Below are 20,245 nucleotides of genomic sequence, written 5' to 3' on the forward strand. Positions count from 1 at the left end.
CAAGGATACTTTACTGTGATAAAATTATACGGAATGTTTAAATTGGCATTAATATGCCGTATTATTGGAATTTGAGGGTCGATTCATTGACATAATGGAGGTCTTTAACGTGGATAAATATGAGTTTAATATAAAGTTGGAACAGATAAAGAAGCTTGCAGCTAAGAAAGAATATAAGCAGGCAGCAGAGATTGCAAAGCAGATGAACTGGAATAAAGTAAAAGACTGGTCTACGCTTGCAACGATAATTAATGTACAGGAAGCGGCAGGAGACTACGAAGAAGCAAGAGATATGGCAATTCTTGCATACAACCGTAACCTTGGAGGCAGAAAGCTTATATATAAGCTCACAGAATTCTTTATCAAAGTTGACGATTTTGAAAATGCTGAAGAATTATACAGGGAATACGCCAAATTATCAGCACACGATGTTAATAAGTATATCTTATATTACGACTTAAGAAGGGCACAGGATGCACCTGATACTGAGCTTGTTGATATACTTGAAAAGTATAAGGAAGCTGAGATTGACGAGAAATATATGTATGAGCTTGCAGAATTATATTACAAGACAGGAAGAAAAGAAGATTGTTCTAAGACCTGTGATAACCTTGTATTATGGTTTCAGGATGGCATATATGTAGAGAAAGCTGTAAAGCTTAAGGAAAAGCTGGGTGTTACTATGACTAACACACAGAAGAAGATTTTAAGTGAGATTAACGCAAGAAAGTCTGACGAAGAAGCTAACAAAGAAAGATTATTTATGGAGCAGAAAGAGCTTGCACGTCTTAAAAAGGACGAAGTCGGCGATCTGCTTGATGAAGATGATAAAGCTGATTCAGACAAAGCAGCACCTTCTAACAAGGCTTCAGACAGCAGGTATTCTAATGTGACTGATAAAGCTTTAAGATTTAAATCTGAAGATGTTGCAGGAGAACAGCCAGTGGGTAATATTGATTATACCGGAAATGACCGTTCAACAGGAAATGTTAATGTGGCGGGAAGTTCAGACGTGGCTGGTGTAAAAGATACATCTGGTTTATCAATGGATCTTGTCCAGAATGACCAGAGCAGTGCATTAAAAGAGTCAATTGTAAATGCTCTTAGAAGACAGGAAGCAGAAGGGAATTCTGTAGATGAGAGTGCTGCAAAGCTTGAAAAAGAGCAGGACAACAGAATATTAGATGAGAGTGCAGATAAGAAGCTTAATGAAAATGTCAGCAAAGCTTCTATGTCATTAAAGGAGCTTATCGAGAACGCAAAAAGAAATATTGAGAACAGCTGTGATAAGATTACCAAGGAAGACGAGGAAGAAGCACGGGAGGCGGCAAGAAAGCGTATTGATGAGAAAGCTGATGCTATGGACATAGAGGTTAAAGTACCTAATTATAACCTTTATGATACTCATAATATTCAGGAAGAACTTGCTAAGAATATTAATGATATATTTAGTGATGAGGAGTCATTTAAGCCTCCATTTGAAAGAAAGACAGGAATGTCCGAAGCATTGAATGAGAGTCCGGCAAAGACAAGTGAGTCAAGAACTGATGGTACAGCAGATAGTAATGCAGGAAATGCTAATACTGTTTACGCAGATGGTGAAGCAGAGAACATAGAAGATGAGCAGATTGAAGGACAGTTAAGCATAGCTGACTGGATGGAAACTGTAAGAGAAGAAAAGTATGGCAAGCAGGATACAAGAGAGTTCTCTAAGGTTGAGTTAGAGCGTATGCTTGATGAGAAAGATGAGAAGAGTGAAGCTTACGAGAAGATTGTTGCCATGAAGAAAGAAGAGGCTTTAAGAAAGGGAACAGAATTCAGCGAGAGGGAGGCTAAGAGATTAGCTGATGCAGAGGTTTTACTTGGTGCGGCTAAGAGAGATCTGGCTATGAGAACAGGAAAGGCTTCGTTTATATTAGATCAGACAATGACACAGGAGCTTGAGAAAGCCAGAGAAGCTTTAAAAGTGGCAGAAGATGTTAATAATAGCGAAGCAGTGAGCGGTAGCGCAGTTGTTAATAACGGTGAAGCGGTGAGTGGCAATACAGTTGCCAATAATGTTGAAGCGGTGAGTGGTAATGTAATTGCCAATAATAGTGAACAGGCACAGGACGACAGCGAATGGCAAAGACCAGAAGTATCAGATACTGTTAATGAAAAAGCCGCTGAACCTGAGAATGAAGAACTCACTCTTAACACAACACATTTTGAGCCAGTAACAGATGAGGTTCTTAACAATTATAACAACGTTAATAATTCAGAAGCAGAGTACAGCAGAGCCGCTGAGCCAGAGATTGCAGCTACAGATTTTGTTACGCCGGGTATGAATATGAAGTTCAATGTATCTTCAATGGATAATGAAGATGACAATGACAGGGTTTGGCATAATGATAAGAAATTATCCGGGGAGCTTGCTAAGATATTTAAAAAATACAGAGAGATGCCTGGACTTGAGGAACAGCTTGTAGATTTATTCGAGTCACTTGATGAAGAGATGGCTATGACTAATTCTTCGTGTGGTAACATTCTTATATCAGGTAATTCAAGCTCTGATAAGACAGATCTTGCTAGAACAATTGTAAGAGCTATTAATTATGTATATCCTGACAGACCAAAGAAGATTGCCAAGACATCTGGCGAGAGTATTAACCAGAGAGGCATAACCAAAGCTATGGGCAAGCTTAAGGGTACAGCTCTTATCGTTGAAGGTGCAGGCACAATACAGCCTAAGAGGATTAATGAGATTATATCCTGTCTTAACGAAGATACAGATAGAATGGTTGTTATATTTGAAGATTCAGATGCAGAGATGAATGTGCTTGTGAACTTTAATCCGGATATGGTAAAGACATTTAACCATAGAATTACATTAAAGCAGTACACAGTTAATGAACTTGTTGATATGGCAAAGCGTTTTGCAAGAAAGAGACAGTATGAGGTTGATGATGATGCACTTCTTGAACTGTATTTAAAGATTGACAAGCTTCATAGTGTTAATGATAATATCAAGCTTGATGATATTAAAGAGATTATCAACCGGGCAATTGCCAACTCTGAAAAGAGAGCGTCAAGAAAGTTCTTTGGTGGACTTAAGAAGAAGCGTAGTGAACGAGGAGATGTTATATTCCTTACAGAAGCAGATTTTAAAGATTGATAATAAAATATAACTTATAGTGTGCATATGCACAAGAATGGAGGATACTTATGAATATTGAAGAAATGTCAGTAAACGCAATCAGGGTTTTATCCGCTGATGCGATACAGAAAGCTAATTCAGGACATCCTGGATTACCACTTGGAACAGCACCTGTTGCTTATGAATTATTTGCAAAACATATGAATTATAATCCACACAATCCAGACTGGGTTAACAGAGATAGATTTGTGTTATCAGGTGGACACGGCTCAATGCTTCTTTATTCATTATTCCATTTATTTGGAATAGGTAATCTTTCACTTGAAGAAGTTAAGAATTTCAGACAGTTTGGTTCACTCACACCGGGTCATCCGGAATATGGACATACTGTAGGTGTTGAGGCTACAACGGGTCCATTAGGACAGGGCATGGCAATGGCAGTTGGTATGGCAATGGCAGAGGCACATCTTTCATCAGTATTTAACAAGGAAGGCTTTCCAGTTGTAGACCATTATACTTATGTACTTGGTGGAGATGGATGTATGATGGAAGGTATTTCATCAGAGTGTTTCTCACTTGCTGGTACATTAGGACTTTCAAAGCTTATTGTATTCTATGATTCAAACAATATATCTATTGAGGGAAGCACAGATATAGCATTTACAGAAGATGTAGTTACAAGATTTAAGGCATTTGGTTTCCAGACAATAGAAGTTGAGGACGGCAACGACCTTGAAGCAATTGGCAAGGCAATAGAGGAAGCTAAGGCTGATAAGACAAGACCATCACTTATTAAGGTTAATACACTTATTGGTTATGGCTGTCCAGCTAAGCAGGGCAAGGCAAGTGCACACGGAGAACCTCTTGGTGTTGATAATGTGGCTGCTCTTAAGGAAAATATTAACTGGCCTTGCAAGGGTGATTTTGAAGTTCCTAAGGAAGTATATGACCATTACAAGGAACTTGCTGATAATATGGCAAAGGCAGAGGATAAATGGAATGAACTTTTTGCTGCATATGTGGAGAAGTATCCAGAAATGAAAGAATTATGGGATAATTACTTTGATGGATATGATATGTCCGATTTGTTCAATTCTGATGAATATTGGGCAAAAGGTGATAAGCCAGAAGCTACAAGAAGCACAAGCGGAACTATTCTTAATATGATTAAAAAGGCAATGCCTAACTTAATAGGTGGGTCAGCAGATCTTGCACCATCTAATAAGACTAATATGAAGGATGCCGGTGATTTCTCTAAGGATAATTATGCTGGAACTAATCTTCATTTTGGTGTAAGAGAGCAGGCTATGGCGGCAATCGGTAATGGACTTGCACTTCACGGCGGTTTAAAAGCATTTGTTGCAACATTCTTCGTGTTCAGTGATTATGTTAAGCCAATGGCAAGACTTTCAGCACTTATGAAGCTTCCGCTTACTTATGTATTCACACATGATAGCATTGGTGTCGGAGAAGATGGACCAACACATGAACCAATTGAACAGCTTGCTGCATTCCGTTCACTTCCTGATTTCACAGTATTCAGACCTTGTGACAGAACAGAAACAGCAGCAGCCTGGATGTATGCAGTAGAGAATGAATGTGGTCCAACAGGACTTGTGCTTACAAGACAGAATCTTCCACAGATGGAGGGCTCATCAAAGGATGCACTTAAGGGTGGCTATGTAATTGCTGAGTCAGAAAAGGCAGTTCCAGATGCTATTATCATAGCAAGCGGTTCAGAAGTAAGCCTTGCGGTTAATGCCAAGGAAGAACTTAAGAAATCAGGCATTGATGTAAGAGTTGTAAGTATGCCAAGTATGGAGCTTTTCGATAAGCAGTCAGCAGAATATAAGGAAAGTGTACTTCCAAATGCTGTTAGAAAGAGAGTTGCAGTAGAAGCACTTTCAGACTTTGGCTGGTACAAGTATGTAGGTCTTGACGGCAAGGTTATCGCTATGGAAGGCTTTGGCGCTTCAGGTCCAGCAGCTACATTGTTTGAACATTTTGGATTTACAGTTGATAATGTTGTTAAGACTGTTAAAGAAGTTGTTAATGCTTAATGTTTAATGGGATTAGGTGTTAATGGTTAGATAATAATAATATATAGGACGTTTCAGATGTTTCTCTTAATGGAGAATGTCGGGAGCGTCCTTTTTATTTTTTGTGTTGTGTATTGTGGAATTATGATACAATAAAATAAAAAGGTGTGATGTAAATGAAAGCAAGATTATTCGTTGTAAATAAAGATACTATTATAAATACACTGGATTCAATGGAAGTATCAGTGTTTGTTCCAGAACCCAAAGGTAAATTGAGATGGTATAAAACATTAACGGACATTATAAGTGATTTAATGCAGGTAGAAATAGGCGACTATATTTTTCTATGGGAGTCAGGTACAGAAAATATTTATGGAGTATACAGGGCTGTCTCTTTACCGTTTTACAGAAAAGACGTTGGAGTAAATGCTATATTTCATATAAAAATTAGCGAAGCATATGTATTTGAAAGACCGATTAATGAATACGATGTAATTAATAATCCATATATGAAAAATAAATTGTGGAATATTATCGGAAAGAAAGTAGCAGGTAAGGCAAGAGGGTCAAGTCCGGTTACACCAGAGGAAATGCAGTTTTTAATACAATCTTTGATAGATGTCAATGATTCCCAGTATGAATTTATAAGAGAATATGACGTGATTGAAGTTGAAGACGAAATCACTTTAGATTATAACAATGAGAATAATCTAAAAGTTCCTGATAGTCTGTATGATTATGATTATGAGCCACTAAGAGTCCGAAGCGGCAATTGCATAAGATACGAAAAAGCAATTGAGTGTATATTAAATCAATTGTTCAGGGATAGAAGAAACGATAAATTGGCTGAACTTGATATAGTACGGGAAGATGTTATGTGGTATGCCAATTATCTGCCATATGGACTTGAAAGGTCTGAAATAGATTATATGGTAATGGAAAGTGTAGACGGTGTGGTTATAAACAGTATCGTTGTAATAGAACTTCAACGTGATGTGATTGACCTTGATCACATAAACAGATGTTTAAAGTATTCTAAATGGGTTGCTGAATCAGTAACAAATGGAAAGAATATTGTAAGACCTGTGATTATATGTGGAGAAAACTCAAGAACTGTTAATAAAGGACTGAAAGATAAAGATATAAAATCTGCAATAAAGAGTCTGCCTGAAATTTATGGGTTTAAAGAAATAGACATATATACATATAGAATTGATGATGAAATAACATTTAATAAATATGAGGAAGAAAATGATGAATAATGCAGATTATGGTCTGAGCTTACAAAAGAAAATTTGTGAAAAATATAATTTAGATATTAATAATCAGGCAGAAGCACAGTTTAATGCTAATTATAACAGCGAGTATGATTCTGAATTAGAGAAGGTTATACCTATTATTTTTGAGAAAGTTAACGCAGTTCCTATAAGTCTGCTTACATATACACAGGAATTGACTAAAGGAAGACAGACAACTTCACCACATAATTTTATGCTGGATAATGGCAAGACCCTTTCTATCAGAACGACAAAGAACAGTGATAAAGTCGCTCCAAGAACAGTTGGACAGGCTGGTTTTGGTATACTCAATGAATATTTTGCAGATATATATGGCAGTCAGATTAATAGTCAGGAGGATGTCAGAGTGCTTATTTATGAGCATATACATGAAATTTTGCCCGTATTTATTGATAATTTATTCCAGTCTGATTATACGGTGTTATTTTCAAGAAAGAATATATATGATGTGCAGTTGATAAAAAGTGAGGAGCTGGCTGAGTATTCATTTACAAGAGATGAATTTCGATTTACGAGAGATTTGTCTAATTGGACAGAAAGTACGACATTGAAATATCATAACAAGTCTATAGCAGAGATACAGACACATAAAGGAAGAACATTTAAGTTCAGATTTATTATATCCAGTATTCCGGAATGGTTCAGTATAGTAAAAGAAACTAATGAAACATTGGGAATGTCTGCTGAGGGTGCTGTTTGTGACTATTTTAATTTGAAAAAGCCGGAGAGTTTCCAAAAACGAGTTATGAAATCGTATGTTGAAAAATTAATGCCTGTAGTAAAGAAGGCATTTGAAGAACTGCCAGCGGCAATAGAACACAGTGGTTCAACAGTAGGTGAACGTGGAGGACAAAGCAAGTGTTCGTATGATTTTGTGTTAAAAGGTAACCAGACTTTATCATTAAAAACCAATAAAGGTAAAATGGTGTGTCCTCCGGAAGTAGGACAACCGGGATCTAAGACATGTCTTTTGTATTTTAAGGAGTTTCTTAAAGAAGGAATAACGGAAGTTACCAGGGAAGCCTTTAAGAAAATGGTCTTGACACAGATTGATAAGATTATGCCTATATATGTTGAAAATCTTTTTGATTCTGACTGGTTATTGTGGATATATGAAGTAAAGGATGCTTTTGATTATTTAGCTATATCTAAGGACGATATTAAGGACTTTGAATGGGAGTTTGATAAATTTACATTTACAAAGCAAACGGTTGATGAATGGAATGAAAGTAATACTGTAAAATATAATGGAATGTCAGTTGGAGAATTTCAGGTACATAAGAATCGAAATTGTTACAAGTTCAGATTTAATATGCCTAATCTGCTTAGATTAATAAAAAAATAAGCGAAAAAAATTGACAAAGATTATTGTATTATGTAAACTAGATATAAATACATGTGAAGTGGACAAACTAATGTTCAGAGGAGATACTATAATGTCAGAATATTATACGATTCAGGATATAGCTTTAAAGACAGGAAAGAGCCAGAAGACAATTAGAAGGCATATAGCTGCAAAGAAATTAAAGGCTTCAAGAATTCAGAATAAGTGGAGAATATTGCTAGATGATTATGACAGATGGATACAGTCAGGGGATTGTGAAGAGGCTAATGATAAGGATACATTTGCAATTATGGGAAGCAATACAGCTACAGCATATAACGATGTTGTGAACTGGATTGATGTCAAAGATGAATGTACTAAAGAAGAGTATGATGGCTGGAAGCATAATGAGTTAAGAAATGGATATAATTTTGTTGATTTATTCTCAGGAGCAGGTGGATTAAGCTGTGGACTGACTATGGCAGGATTTACTCCGGTTGCATCAATTGAAATAATGCCAGAAGCTGTTGAAACATATAAGTATAATTTTGTAGGGCAGAAGAATTATAAAGAGGATGTTGAAGCAAGGGATATCAGAACCGAAGAAGCAAAGAAAGCTTTATATGAGAGTATTGGTGACAGACATATTCATTTATTGGCAGGCGGTTTCCCATGCCAGGGATTCAGTCTTGCTGGAAACAGGGTTGTAACAGATGAAAGAAACAGCCTTTATTTAGAAATGTTAAAAATAGTTGATCATATAAAGCCTGAATATATTGTAATGGAAAATGTTGAAGGTCTTAGGTCTATGCTGAACGGCAAAATAGAAGAAAAGATAATTTCAGACTATAGAGAAATAGGCTATGAAATTAATGTTACTGTGCTTAATAGTGCTGATTATGGTGTGGCACAGACAAGGCGGAGAGTTATATTTATAGGTAACAGAATTGGAGGAACTAATTACCATCCAAAACCTTTTATGGAGGAATACAAAACACTTGGTGAAGAAATACAAAGATTTATGGATATGCCAGAGAATAAATCAATAAATCATATTTTCAGCAGGCATACTGAGGATATGAAAAAGCGTATTATGAATGTACCAGAAGGTATGAGCTTATATGGCAATTATTCTGATGCGTGGAAGAAATCTCCATGGGATAAACCATCATGTACAGTTAAGGAGAACCATGGCGGGGTTAATCTTCATCCTAAGCTTCCAAGAGTGCTGACGCCGAGAGAACTTGCCGCGTTGCAGTCTTTCCCCGATGATTTTATATTTAAAGGATCTAAAAAATGGCAGCTGGTACAGATAGGCAATGCTGTACCACCATTGCTTGGAAGGGCGATAGGTGTTGCTGTAACAAAAGCATTAAAGGAAAATGATATTTAATTAATTTGAACTGTTGGGAATTAAAAGGACCTTAAGCCATTTATAAGCAGGCTTGTGTGAATATTCAGTTATTAAATAAGAATAACGGGAATAATGTAATGTAATAGTTAAAAGTACACAAAATACATATAAAATACAATAAATTATCATATATTTACTTGAAAAAATAAAGACAGGGGTATATACTATTAATATAGAGATTGTTAGAGAATTAACAATCCATTCGAATCACTTATTAATATTTTTATTTATAGGAGGTATTGGGTTATGGTACGTTTTACATTACCAAGAGATTTATATCATGGTAAAGGAGCTCTTGAAGCACTTAAGACTCTTAAAGGAAAGAAGGCTATCATCTGTGTTGGTGGTGGTTCAATGAAGCGTTTCGGATTTCTTCAGAGAGCAGAAGATTATCTTAAGGAAGCTGGAATGGAAGTTAAGTTATTCGAGGGTATCGAATCAGACCCTTCAGTTGATACAGTTATGAAGGGTGCAAAGGTTATGGAAGAATATCAGCCAGACTGGATAGTAGCTATTGGTGGTGGTTCTCCTATCGATGCAGCCAAGGCTATGTGGATTAAATATGAATATCCAGATACAACATTTGAGGATATGTGCAAGGTATTCGGCTTACCAAAGCTTCGTACGAAAGCTCATTTCTGTGCAGTCTCATCTACATCAGGTACAGCTACAGAAGTTACAGCATTCTCAGTTATAACAGATTATGAGAAAGGTATTAAATATCCATTAGCTGACTTTGAGATTACACCAGATGTAGCTATTGTTGATCCAGAGCTTGCAGAGACAATGCCTAAGAAGCTTGTAGCACATACAGGTATGGATGCTATGACACACGCCATTGAGGCATATGTATCTACAGCTAACTGCGATTATACAGATGCACTTGCACTTCATGCTATGAAGATGATTAAGGACGATCTTGTTGGTTCATATAACGAAGATATGGAAAAGAGAGATGCAATGCACAATGCACAGTGTCTTGCAGGTATGGCATTCTCTAACGCATTACTTGGTATCGTTCATTCAATGGCACATAAGACTGGTGCAGCGTTTGAAGGCGGACATATTATCCACGGTGCAGCTAATGCTATGTATCTTCCAAAGGTTATCAAGTACAATTCTAAGGATGAGACAGCAGCTAAGCGTTATGCATACATAGCTGACTTCTTAGGATTAGGCGGTGATACAACAGAAGCTAAGATTGATAACTTAATCGCAATGCTTCGTAAGATGAATGATGAGCTTAATATTCCACAGTGCATTAAGAACTATGGCGAAGGTGGTCTTCCAGCAGAACAGGGAATTGTTCCAGAAGATGAATTCCTTGCTAAGCTCCCAGAAGTAGCAGCTAATGCAATCAGCGATGCTTGTACAGGTTCTAACCCACGTCAGCCAAGTCAGGAAGAGATGGAGAAGCTCCTTAAGTGCTGCTACTATGATACAGAAGTAGATTTCTAATATTGTCAGTTTAATTTTCTTATTTTCATAATATTTCGGACAGAGTGGTGCATTATGTACCGCTCTGTTTTTTGTTAAAATATAAGTATAAAAATTCAAAAGGATGCAACAATTTATCTTAAAATGTTGCATCCTTTGAATATTTGTTCTACTCAGAGAATACAATATGTAGCAAAATATAAATATATGGGTATGGTTACAAGCCTATTATCCGGATTACACAGAGGTCGGGATAACAGGCTTATTATCCACAAATGCGTATACAATAATGATTAATTTGCAAACAATTCAAATAATTAAATGTAACACGCAAGAGTAAGAAATAATTTAAAAATAAATTAAAAATAATCAAAAAAAGAGTTGACAAATGTATAAGTGAGTGTTAATATACAATTACAAACAAACAAGACCTTAAACATATTAATAAATCGATATAACTACATATATTAATCATATTAAAGAAGACAAGTTCAGCAGACAATATATTAATACATAGAATATATCGATACCATTCATTAAGAATGTTAATATAAATTATAAGGAATTGAGAAAGGCAGGTATAATCCAATGGAAATATAACACATACCAAGCATTATTAATAATTATATTCATTGTAGAATAGTTAATTAAAGAAAGTAATGATTTGGAGGAAGAACAATTGAATAACTCAAAGTAACGGTTACTATATTACATAGCGATAATATAGTAGCCGTTTTTTATTTAATAGGAAATTCTTTCTTATATTGCAATAGGTAACCATAAGTGGTAATATCAAACTAAAGTTAGAACCACCTAACCCGTGATATAAGGAGGCAGATATGTTTATAGAGATTAAGAATGCAAGAAAACATTATGGCGAGGGAGATGCACTTGTTAAAGCCCTTGATGATATAAATCTTTCGCTTGATGAAGGTAAAGTATATGTAATATTAGGTCCGTCAGGCTCTGGAAAAAGCACTCTGCTCAATATGGTGGGTGGACTGGACTCACTTGATGATGGTGAAATAATTATATCAGGAAGAAATATAAGCAGGGCAGATAAGGAAAGTATGACAGAATACAGACGTGAAGATATTGGATTTGTATTCCAGTTCTATAATCTTATTCCAGACATTACAGTTCAGGAAAACATAGAGGTTGTGGCTGATATATCCGATAATCCATTAAATATCAATGAAGTAATGGAAGAACTAGGCATAGCAGCTTATAAGAACAGATTTCCGAAGGAATTGTCTGGTGGACAGCAGCAGAGAGTTGCAATAGCAAGAGCCTTGATTAAAAATCCTAAAATACTTTTATGTGATGAGCTTACAGGTGCATTGGATTCCAAATCATCAAGAGATGTACTTAGAGTTATAGAGAAAGTCAATAGCAGTTTTAAAACAACAATAATAATAATTACGCACAACGAAGCAATAGCTCATATGGCAGATACTGTTGTAAGAATACGAGATGGAAAAGTAGCAGACTGCATAGACAATAAGCAGAAAATGTCTGCTGATGAACTTGAGTTATAGTATATTTATCTGAATATGTATGTTGACAAGCAGAAGTCTTATTGTGCAGATATGAATGTCTTTAAGACTTTCGCCGCTGGCATCATATTTATAAAATGATATGAAAAGAGGAAAGTATGACACTTAATAAAAGATATAAAAGAAATATTAAAGAAAATCTTTCATTTTATATAGCAGCTTCGATTCTTACGATTGTTGCATTATTGCTGTTTTATTTGTTTTATATAGCTGGAGTTGGAATAAAATCATATGGAGATAATTTCTTTGTTGATAATAATCTGGAAGATGCAACATTTTCAACATATTTAGAGATACCAGATGATAAGATATCTGATATTGAAAGCAAGTATAACGTAACCTTTGAGAAGGAACATTTTACGAATATTAATGAAGCTGATTATAAAGTGCGGTTATTTAAAGCCAATAAGAAAATAGACCTTTATGAGGTTATCGATGGCAGGGATATAAGCAGTAATGATGAGATAGTAATATCAAAAGGTTATGCTGTTAATAATAATGTGGGCATAGGAGATAAAATAGCCATAAGAGGAAAAGATTACACTGTTACGGGATATTTTCTGCGCCCTGATTATCTTTATATGCTTGAAAATACAGATGACAGCTACAAGAATATAACATCATTTTTCCTTGCCTATATGACAGATGAGGCGTATGATGAAATAAATTCAAGCTCGTGCCAGTACAAGGTTATATATGGCGATGATACGGATAAGAGCCAGTTTAGAAAAGATATGAACGATAGTTATAAAATGAGTGAGTACCTTTCAAAGGAAGACAACCAGCGAATAACAATGGTTGACGATCAGGCGATGATGTTTATTGTAATGGCTTATGTATTTCTTGTTACAATTCCATTAATTACGGTGGCACTCATATCTATTATAATTGGAAGAAAGATAAAGAGCGAGCAGAAGCTTATAGGCACGCTGTCGGCACTTGGTTATAAGAAAAAGCAGCTTATGTGGCATTATGCGGTGCTTGCAATGATACCAGGACTTGTGGGAGGCGTGCTTGTAAGTGTGATTACAAAGCTTATCCAGCAGCCATATGGTGAGCTGAGTCTTGCAGATTATGAGCCAATGCCAGTGAAATTCGTGCTTCCTTTATATATTGCACTGCTTGGAATAATTGTTCCAACGTTAATATATATGCTTGAAGCTATGCACAAGGTCAACAAGCTTCTTAAAAAGGATACTGTTGCTATGTTAAATGGCACGGCTGACGAGAGCAAAATCAAACGCGTTATGGTCGGTAAGAAAGGAAAAGTAAGAAATAAATTTGCAATAAGAAGTATACTAGCCAATCCGGGAAGAAGCCTTGTTGTGTTCTTAGGTGCATTTCTTGGGGCACTTATGATAACGGTAGCGTTTATGTTCATAGACTCACTTAACAATTTAATTGACACCGGTTCAGAGAATATGGGAAGCTTTAAGTACGAGTACATATTGAACAGGCTTGGGGATAAGGATATAGAAAATGTATCATCAGCAGATGTAGATAAGCTGGTCATCGGAAGATATGAATACAATGACAGTACATTTATGCTAATAGGTGCAGATAGTGATGTGAAGTATCTTAATATATACACAACGGACGGTAACCGTGCTGACCTTAATGATGGATTTTATATAACAAATGTTATGGCATATTCGTATGGTTGTAAAGCAGGAGATGATTTTACATTTGTTAATCCGACAACTATGGAAGAAAAGACCGTGAAAGTTGCGGGAGTAATAAGCAATAATTCACAGAAATTCATTGTATGCAGTCAGGAAAATGCAAGGGAATTACTTGGCTGGAAGGCGGATACCTACAATGGATTGTTATCTGAAAAGGCATTAAATCTTGGTGATAAAATATCAAAGACAGTTACATCAGAGGATATCAAAGAACAGATGAACACGATCCTTGATGAGATGAATTCTATAATATATTCGCTTGCTGTTATAGGCACAATAATATGTGCCGCGGCATTATATGTATCAGTCAATATGCTTGTGTCAGAGAACAGGCATAATATATCAATGCTTAAGGTGTTAGGCTTTAAGAGCAGGGAGATAAATAGTATGGTGCTTGATGTAAATCATATTATTATACCTGTAGGAATATTAATAGGAATAGCTGGCGGATATGGAATGATGGTATCTGTATTTAAGATATATTCAGGAATAGAAGGTGTCCTGTATGAACCATATATATCACTTAAAAGCATTATTCTTACAGTGCTTATTGTTGTGTGCTGTTACGCATTATCATTGCTTGTGGTAAGAAGAAAGGCAGAAAAGGTTGATATGGTCGAAAGCCTTAAAGACAACCGTGAGTAGTCATAATATAAGTATGGCAATATTGTAAAGTTAAATCCTACGCTGGATTTCCAATATGGAAAGTTTGAAATGTTTTTTGAAACATTATAGATTAAAGAAAAACAGTCGGTGTACTAATATTGAATAGTCTCCCTTAAATGACAAGTTCTATAATTCATTTATTACTTAAGGGAAAGCTTATCAGTATTGCACCGGCTGTTTTTATATATTCAGATTATGCTGTTATAGAAAAATCATTTGCTATTATTTAGCATATCTTTCATTATATTCTTTAACTCTCTTCTGTATTCTGTCAACAGGATTAAGAAGGTCGCTGATTGAAGAGTCGTGGTTAAGTGTATCGATAAGGAGAGCCATATACTTGCTCATATCTACATTGATATACCAAGGCTTAGAAAGAAGTTCATCTGGCTGGTATACAAGATTAGTAGTAAGAATCTTATCAATGATACCTTTTTCGTAAGCTTCATCAAACTTATCGAAACCATTAGTGAAAAGACCGAATGTAGTAGCACAGAATACTCTGCTTGCACCTCTCTTCTTTAACTCAGAAGCAACATCAATCATACTTTCACCAGATGAAATCATATCGTCAATAATAATAACGTCCTTGCCTTCTACATTAGTACCAAGGAATTCGTGTGCAACGATAGGATTACGTCCGTTGACAATCTTAGTATAATCTCTTCTCTTATAGAACATACCCATATCAAGACCAAGTACATTGGCAAAGTATACAGCACGTCCCATACCACCCTCATCAGGGCTGATAACCATCATATGTTCGCTGTCGATGTGAAGGTCGTCAACACCAAGTAAAAGATACTTGATGAACTGATAAGTACAAGATACTGATTCAAATCCCTTAAGAGGAATTGAATTGTGTACTCTAGGGTCATGTGCATCAAATGTAATAATATTTTCAACGCCCATGGCTGTAAGTTCCTGAAGCATAAGTGCACAATCAAGAGATTCTCTTCCTGATCTTTTGTGCTGTCTGCTTTCATAAAGGAAAGGCATAATAACATTAATTCTTCTTGCCTTTCCACCTGCAGCTGCGATTACTCTCTTAAGGTCTGCATAGTGATCATCAGGTGACATATGGTTAGTTGTACCACAGAGTGAATATTCAATGCTGTAGTTGCATACGTCAACCATAATATATAAATCGTAGCCACGTATAGAATCGTTAAGGACACCCTTACCTTCTCCTGAACCGAATCTAGGTGTGCTTGCACTTACAACATAGCTGTCTCTTTTGTATCCGCTAAAAGCAAGATTAGACTGATTCTCATGTTCTCTTTGTTCTCTCCATTGTACAAGGTAATCATCAACCTTTTCGCCCATTTTAGAACAGCTCTTTAATGGTACTATTCCTAATGTTCCGTATGGAATTGTTGCAGTATGACGTTCGTCTCGTGGCATTGTATTGTCCTCCATTGTATATGATTATAAATATATTGGGATATGGGTATTATCACCCACGAATGTATGCGGAGTGCTTTGCATTACCGCATATATATTAATTCGGTTATAGAAGTAATATAAGCATTTACAACTAACTGAATAAACATACATAGTTAAATATAATCTTAATTACATTATAAGTCAATCACTTTAGCATAATTAAAATGATTAAAATGACTTCTACAACTGAAATATAATTAATGATATGAATTATCAATTCTTAAGCATCTTGGTTCGTTTAAGGTAACGTATATCAGTTCCAAATAATCTTAGAATTGTATATGAGCTTATTATTCTTGAGAATATTCTTTCTGAGTAGAAATCCTCAATCTGTGAAATTGTAAAATTTGATGATATTATCACACTTTTATTGCGGAGAAGCCTCTCATTAATTACATAAAAAAGTTTGGAATTAGTGTAAGAGTTGCTGCTTTCCGTACCAAGATCATCAATTATTAACAGGTCACATTCAAGAAAGTAATTAACATCTATACTGTTATCAAGGTTACGTCTGAAATCGCTGTTCTCAAAGCATTTAAAGAACTCAGTTGCAGTCAGGTATATCACACTGTGGTAAGTGTCTAATAATTCCTTAGCGATACAGTTGGCAAGAAATGTCTTTCCAACGCCGGTCTCGCCTGTTAATAACAAGTTAGAGAAACTATTATCAAAGGTCTGTACAAAAGACTGGCATACATCAAGAACTTTGTGCATATTATTGTAAGGTGTGAGCCCTGTGACAGGATCGACCTGTTTCTTATCGTACCATTCAAATGAAAATGTAGAGAAATTCTCACTTGAAGTTATGTTCTTAAGGTTAGAGTCTTCATATATAAGGTCAATAGCCTTTTTCTTAAAACAAGAACAACGTGAACCATTAACATAACCGGTATCGTGGCATACCGGACATGTATAGATATCATCAAGATAATCTTTTGGTTTGCCGATTGAGGCGAGTAATTCAGCTTTTCTGGCAATCAGCTTTTTGAGCTTTAAGTTATATTCATCTAAATCCGTGTCAGATGAATCAGAAACAATACGCCTTGAAGCTTCTTTCATAGAAAGCGTGATTATCTCATTCTCAATTAAACTATATTCAGGACATTTATTAACGACTTCGTTATAGCGTTCAGTCTGTAATGCCTGATTATGTGAGCGTATATCGTCATATACACGCATAACTGAGGCATATTGGGTATTGGTAAGCGGCATAGTTTAAACCTTTCTAGTTATTGTTGCTAAGTAGTGAATTGTACCAGTCATCAGACTTCTTGTCTCTTTGCTGGAAATTGTTAAAACGGTTGTTAGCCGGCTTTGAAGAAGCTGTCTGTTTAGGCTTTATATTGTTGCCAGCGGCATATGCGGCATCGGCTTTTTTAACATCTTCTAATGAGCTTACATTGGAATTCTTCCAGTTAGCAAGTATGGTGTCGGCATATTCAAAGCTTGGCTGGTGTATAGCTTTGATTGTCCTGTTGCAGGCCTCAATTATCATATCGGTATCAAAGCAGTAAGTGTCAGCCCATTTGGCAATCATAGCCTTTTCGTGCTGTGCAGGTTCTCTGTTAGATAGGCCAAATGCTTTCATAATCTGGTATACATAATCTGTGTGGTTAGAAGTCTCCTCTTTAGCTTCGGCGATTGTATGTATATTCTTGGAAGCCCACGAAAGAGCGACTTTTTCAATGTAGTTAATGCTTTTTTTGTTGTGTTCTACACAATATTCAAAAAGATATTCAATAAGGTCAGTTGAAAGCTTCAATCCATCGTAGAAATATACAATGGAATTGGTTTCCTTAGTGGAAAGTGGACGTCCCATATACTGCTCAATAACGAACAGAAGCATTGAAAAGTTGTCATTAGCAAGAAAACCGTTAAGCTGTTCCTTTGAATAGGATACTTTTGAAGGCTCTGCTGTGTATATAACCTCGGTCTGTTTAATATCAGGCTTGGCAGCTCTCACAGTTTCAGTCTGGTATGAAGAAGTACTATTAACTGAAGCACTTTCAGCAGCTATTGGGTCAGCCATAGCATTAGCAGCTTGCCCAGTGTGCTTAATATCACGAAGTACAATGTTGGACAGGCCGTTGCCGGGACCATTAAAGGAAAGTGATATAACATCAAGGCTGTCCCAGTAACGCAGAGCTCTCATAATATCAGCTTCTGTCTGGTTAAATGTATCAGCAAGCAGGGAAATGCTTATGTTATTGCTTCGTAACGACATAAGGTGCAGAAGATAAAGGTAAACTTTTACAAATTCACCATTAGCACCAGGAACATACTCGCTGATAAAAATATTAGAAACGGATGTGTATCCTTCACTTGATTCTGTTGATAAAATTAAACTACTCATATATCTATGTTAATAAGTCTGTAAAGGCAGACTTACCCTCCTTGTTCCCGCTTATTTGTGTTCATTATAGCATAGTGGATAATAAATGAAAAGCAAGCTAAAAGCAGGTGGTTATCAATGTGGATAATGTGGATAATGTGGATAACTCGTGGATAGAATTAAGAAAAGTCAGTAAATTGCTGTATTTTTAACAATGTGATTTTTCACAAAAAAATCCACATTCTTAAACCGTGGATAACGGGATAAAAATGTGGATAATGTGGATAACTTTGTTGACAAAATATAAAAATGTGTAAAAAATGGCTATTTTAGAAGTTCTTCGCCAATTTTATATACATCTCCGGCCCCCATAGTTATCAACAGGTCGCCGTTGATACAATTATTTAATAAAAATTTTTCGATGTCCTCAAAAGATTCGTAATAGTAGCAATCTTTGCCTTCTGCTTTAATAAGTTCCATAAGGTCAGCAGAACTTATGCCAAGATTATCTGTTTCTCTTGCAGGATATATTTTGGCGAGCACAATATTATCAGCAAGGCTTAATGCTTTAGCAAATTCTGGCATCAAAGCTTTGGTTCTTGAATAAGTATGTGGCTGGAATACGCACCATATTTTATTATGTGGATAATTCTTAGCTGAATTAAGGGTAGCTGTTATCTCATCAGGGTGGTGTGCATAATCATCAATTACGGTGACACCGTTGAATTCGCCTTTCTTTTCAAATCTTCGGTTAGTACCTGTGAAATGCTTAAGACCGGCCTTGATATTGTCTATGCTTATGCCAAGCTTAAAGGCTGCAGCTACAGCTGAAAGTGAATTGTATACATTGTGAAGACCAGGAACTGATAATTCAATTGTTCCACTATCTTCTTTATTAATAAGAAGAGTATATGAACAGCAGCCATATTTGTCGTAAGTGATATTTGTTGCACTATACATACTCTTTTCAGGGTCAGAACCAAATGTTATGACTTCACAGTCAGTATCCTTATAAAAATATTCATAATTGTCTATGTCTGAGTTGATGATAAGTGTTCCGTCAGATGGAAGCTTTTCAGTAAAAAGCTTGAATGAATGACGTATATCATCAAGGTCTTTGAAAAAATCAAGGTGGTCAGCTTTGACATTAAGTATAATATTGATAGTAGGGTTAAATGATAAGAAGCTGTTAGTGTATTCGCAGGCTTCTGTAACGAAAAGGTCAGAACGTCCAACTCTTATATTACCGCCTATGCTGTTAAGTATGCCTCCTACCGAGATTGTAGGGTCAGCATCAGCAGCAAGAAGAATTTCAGTAATCATAGAAGTTGTAGTAGTCTTACCGTGAGTACCAGCTACATTTACTGCGGTATGGTAATTCTTCATAATCTGTCCGAGAAGCTCAGCTCTTGTCAGTGTTGGGATACCAGCATCAACAGCAGCTTTAAGTTCAGGATTATCAGGGTGGATTGCGGCTGTGTATACAACAAGGTCAATGTCACCTGTGATATTGTCAGCAGACTGTGGATAAGAGATTATACATCCGTCCTGCTGTAATTCAGTTGTTAAATCTGATATATGTGCATCAGAACCGGATACGGTAAAATGACGATCAAGAAGAATCTTTGCAAGACCGCTCATGCTTATTCCGCCGATTCCGATAAAATGTACATGTATTGGAGTATTAAAATCAATTGTAAACATAGGAATTTCCTTTCTTAAACTAATTCAAGTAAGATTATATGCCTAAAAGCTTTTTTTTTCAAATTGTTTTGTTGTTAAGTACATAAAAAATACTGATTAAGAAATTGTACGAAAAATTATCAAAAAAATGCAAAATTATTTTTACTTAATGGAAAATATGTGATATAATTTATACAACTTAAGATAGTAAAATAAACATCAGAGGTGGTAG

General features: G+C 35.9%; 12 protein-coding genes. 8 read left to right on the top strand and 4 right to left on the bottom strand.

Annotated features, from left to right (window positions below):
- The first annotated feature begins 109 nt into the window (after positions 1-109).
- The 8 genes from BM157_RS06060 (at position 110) to BM157_RS06095 (ending at position 14,531) form a co-directional block, all read left to right on the top strand.
- The gene (locus tag BM157_RS06060) at positions 110-3,154 is read left to right on the top strand and encodes a hypothetical protein (RefSeq protein ID WP_090140340.1); all 3,045 of its coding nucleotides are present in this window, start codon (positions 110-112) and stop codon (positions 3,152-3,154) included.
- Between the two features lie 50 nt (positions 3,155-3,204).
- Positions 3,205-5,196 (top strand): transketolase, encoded by a 1,992-nt coding sequence (tkt, locus tag BM157_RS06065; RefSeq protein ID WP_055177433.1) that lies wholly within the window; start codon positions 3,205-3,207, stop codon positions 5,194-5,196.
- 155 nt (positions 5,197-5,351) lie between these two features.
- Positions 5,352-6,437, top strand: coding sequence for a hypothetical protein (locus BM157_RS06070; RefSeq protein ID WP_090140342.1), 1,086 nt, complete (start codon positions 5,352-5,354; stop codon positions 6,435-6,437).
- The gene (locus BM157_RS06075; protein WP_090140344.1) at positions 6,427-7,818 is read left to right on the top strand and encodes a hypothetical protein; all 1,392 of its coding nucleotides are present in this window, start codon (positions 6,427-6,429) and stop codon (positions 7,816-7,818) included. The genes BM157_RS06070 and BM157_RS06075 overlap by 11 nt, the downstream gene beginning before the upstream one ends.
- 91 nt (positions 7,819-7,909) lie before the next feature.
- The gene (locus tag BM157_RS06080; protein ID WP_090140346.1) at positions 7,910-9,190 is read left to right on the top strand and encodes a DNA cytosine methyltransferase; all 1,281 of its coding nucleotides are present in this window, start codon (positions 7,910-7,912) and stop codon (positions 9,188-9,190) included.
- Positions 9,191-9,457: 267 nt separating this feature from the next.
- Positions 9,458-10,669: an iron-containing alcohol dehydrogenase gene (locus tag BM157_RS06085; protein ID WP_022502522.1), complete on the top strand. Its 1,212-nt coding sequence runs from the start codon at positions 9,458-9,460 to the stop codon at positions 10,667-10,669.
- 818 nt (positions 10,670-11,487) lie between these two features.
- Positions 11,488-12,186, top strand: coding sequence for an ABC transporter ATP-binding protein (locus BM157_RS06090; protein ID WP_090140349.1), 699 nt, complete (start codon positions 11,488-11,490; stop codon positions 12,184-12,186).
- 116 nt (positions 12,187-12,302) lie between these two features.
- Entirely contained in the window at positions 12,303-14,531 is a 2,229-nt protein-coding gene (locus BM157_RS06095; protein WP_090140352.1) for an ABC transporter permease, read from the top strand.
- A 243-nt stretch (positions 14,532-14,774) separates the two neighbouring features.
- Here the strand turns inward: BM157_RS06095 and BM157_RS06100 are convergent, their stop codons facing one another.
- The 4 genes from BM157_RS06100 to murC form a co-directional block, all read right to left on the bottom strand.
- A complete protein-coding gene (locus BM157_RS06100; protein ID WP_090140354.1) occupies positions 14,775-15,956 on the bottom strand; it encodes a ribose-phosphate pyrophosphokinase in 1,182 nt (393 codons plus the stop codon).
- A gap of 255 nt (positions 15,957-16,211) precedes the next feature.
- Entirely contained in the window at positions 16,212-17,210 is a 999-nt protein-coding gene (locus tag BM157_RS06105; RefSeq protein ID WP_022502519.1) for an ATP-binding protein, read from the bottom strand.
- Positions 17,211-17,223: 13 nt separating this feature from the next.
- On the bottom strand, positions 17,224-18,351 hold the full coding sequence (locus tag BM157_RS06110; protein WP_055177435.1) for a DnaD domain protein: 1,128 nt from the start codon (positions 18,349-18,351) through the stop codon (positions 17,224-17,226).
- A 303-nt stretch (positions 18,352-18,654) separates the two neighbouring features.
- Entirely contained in the window at positions 18,655-20,034 is a 1,380-nt protein-coding gene (murC, locus tag BM157_RS06115; RefSeq protein WP_055306970.1) for a UDP-N-acetylmuramate--L-alanine ligase, read from the bottom strand.
- Between the last annotated feature and the right edge of the window lie 211 nt (positions 20,035-20,245).

The organism is [Lactobacillus] rogosae, assembly GCA_900112995.1.
GTDB classification, from domain to species: domain Bacteria; phylum Bacillota; class Clostridia; order Lachnospirales; family Lachnospiraceae; genus Lachnospira; species Lachnospira rogosae.

Excerpts from the sequence above, each read along its gene's own strand:
- tkt (WP_055177433.1), top strand. The coding sequence starts at position 3,205 with ATGAATATTGAAGAAATGTCAGTAAACGCAATCAGGGTTTTATCCGCT.
- BM157_RS06070 (WP_090140342.1), top strand. The coding sequence starts at position 5,352 with ATGAAAGCAAGATTATTCGTTGTAAATAAAGATACTATTATAAATACA.
- BM157_RS06075 (WP_090140344.1), top strand. The coding sequence starts at position 6,427 with ATGATGAATAATGCAGATTATGGTCTGAGCTTACAAAAGAAAATTTGT.
- BM157_RS06080 (WP_090140346.1), top strand. The coding sequence starts at position 7,910 with ATGTCAGAATATTATACGATTCAGGATATAGCTTTAAAGACAGGAAAG.
- BM157_RS06085 (WP_022502522.1), top strand. The coding sequence starts at position 9,458 with ATGGTACGTTTTACATTACCAAGAGATTTATATCATGGTAAAGGAGCT.
- BM157_RS06090 (WP_090140349.1), top strand. The coding sequence starts at position 11,488 with ATGTTTATAGAGATTAAGAATGCAAGAAAACATTATGGCGAGGGAGAT.
- BM157_RS06095 (WP_090140352.1), top strand. The coding sequence starts at position 12,303 with ATGACACTTAATAAAAGATATAAAAGAAATATTAAAGAAAATCTTTCA.
- BM157_RS06100 (WP_090140354.1), bottom strand. The coding sequence starts at position 15,956 with ATGCCACGAGACGAACGTCATACTGCAACAATTCCATACGGAACATTA.
- BM157_RS06105 (WP_022502519.1), bottom strand. The coding sequence starts at position 17,210 with ATGCCGCTTACCAATACCCAATATGCCTCAGTTATGCGTGTATATGAC.
- BM157_RS06110 (WP_055177435.1), bottom strand. The coding sequence starts at position 18,351 with ATGAGTAGTTTAATTTTATCAACAGAATCAAGTGAAGGATACACATCC.
- murC (WP_055306970.1), bottom strand. The coding sequence starts at position 20,034 with ATGTTTACAATTGATTTTAATACTCCAATACATGTACATTTTATCGGA.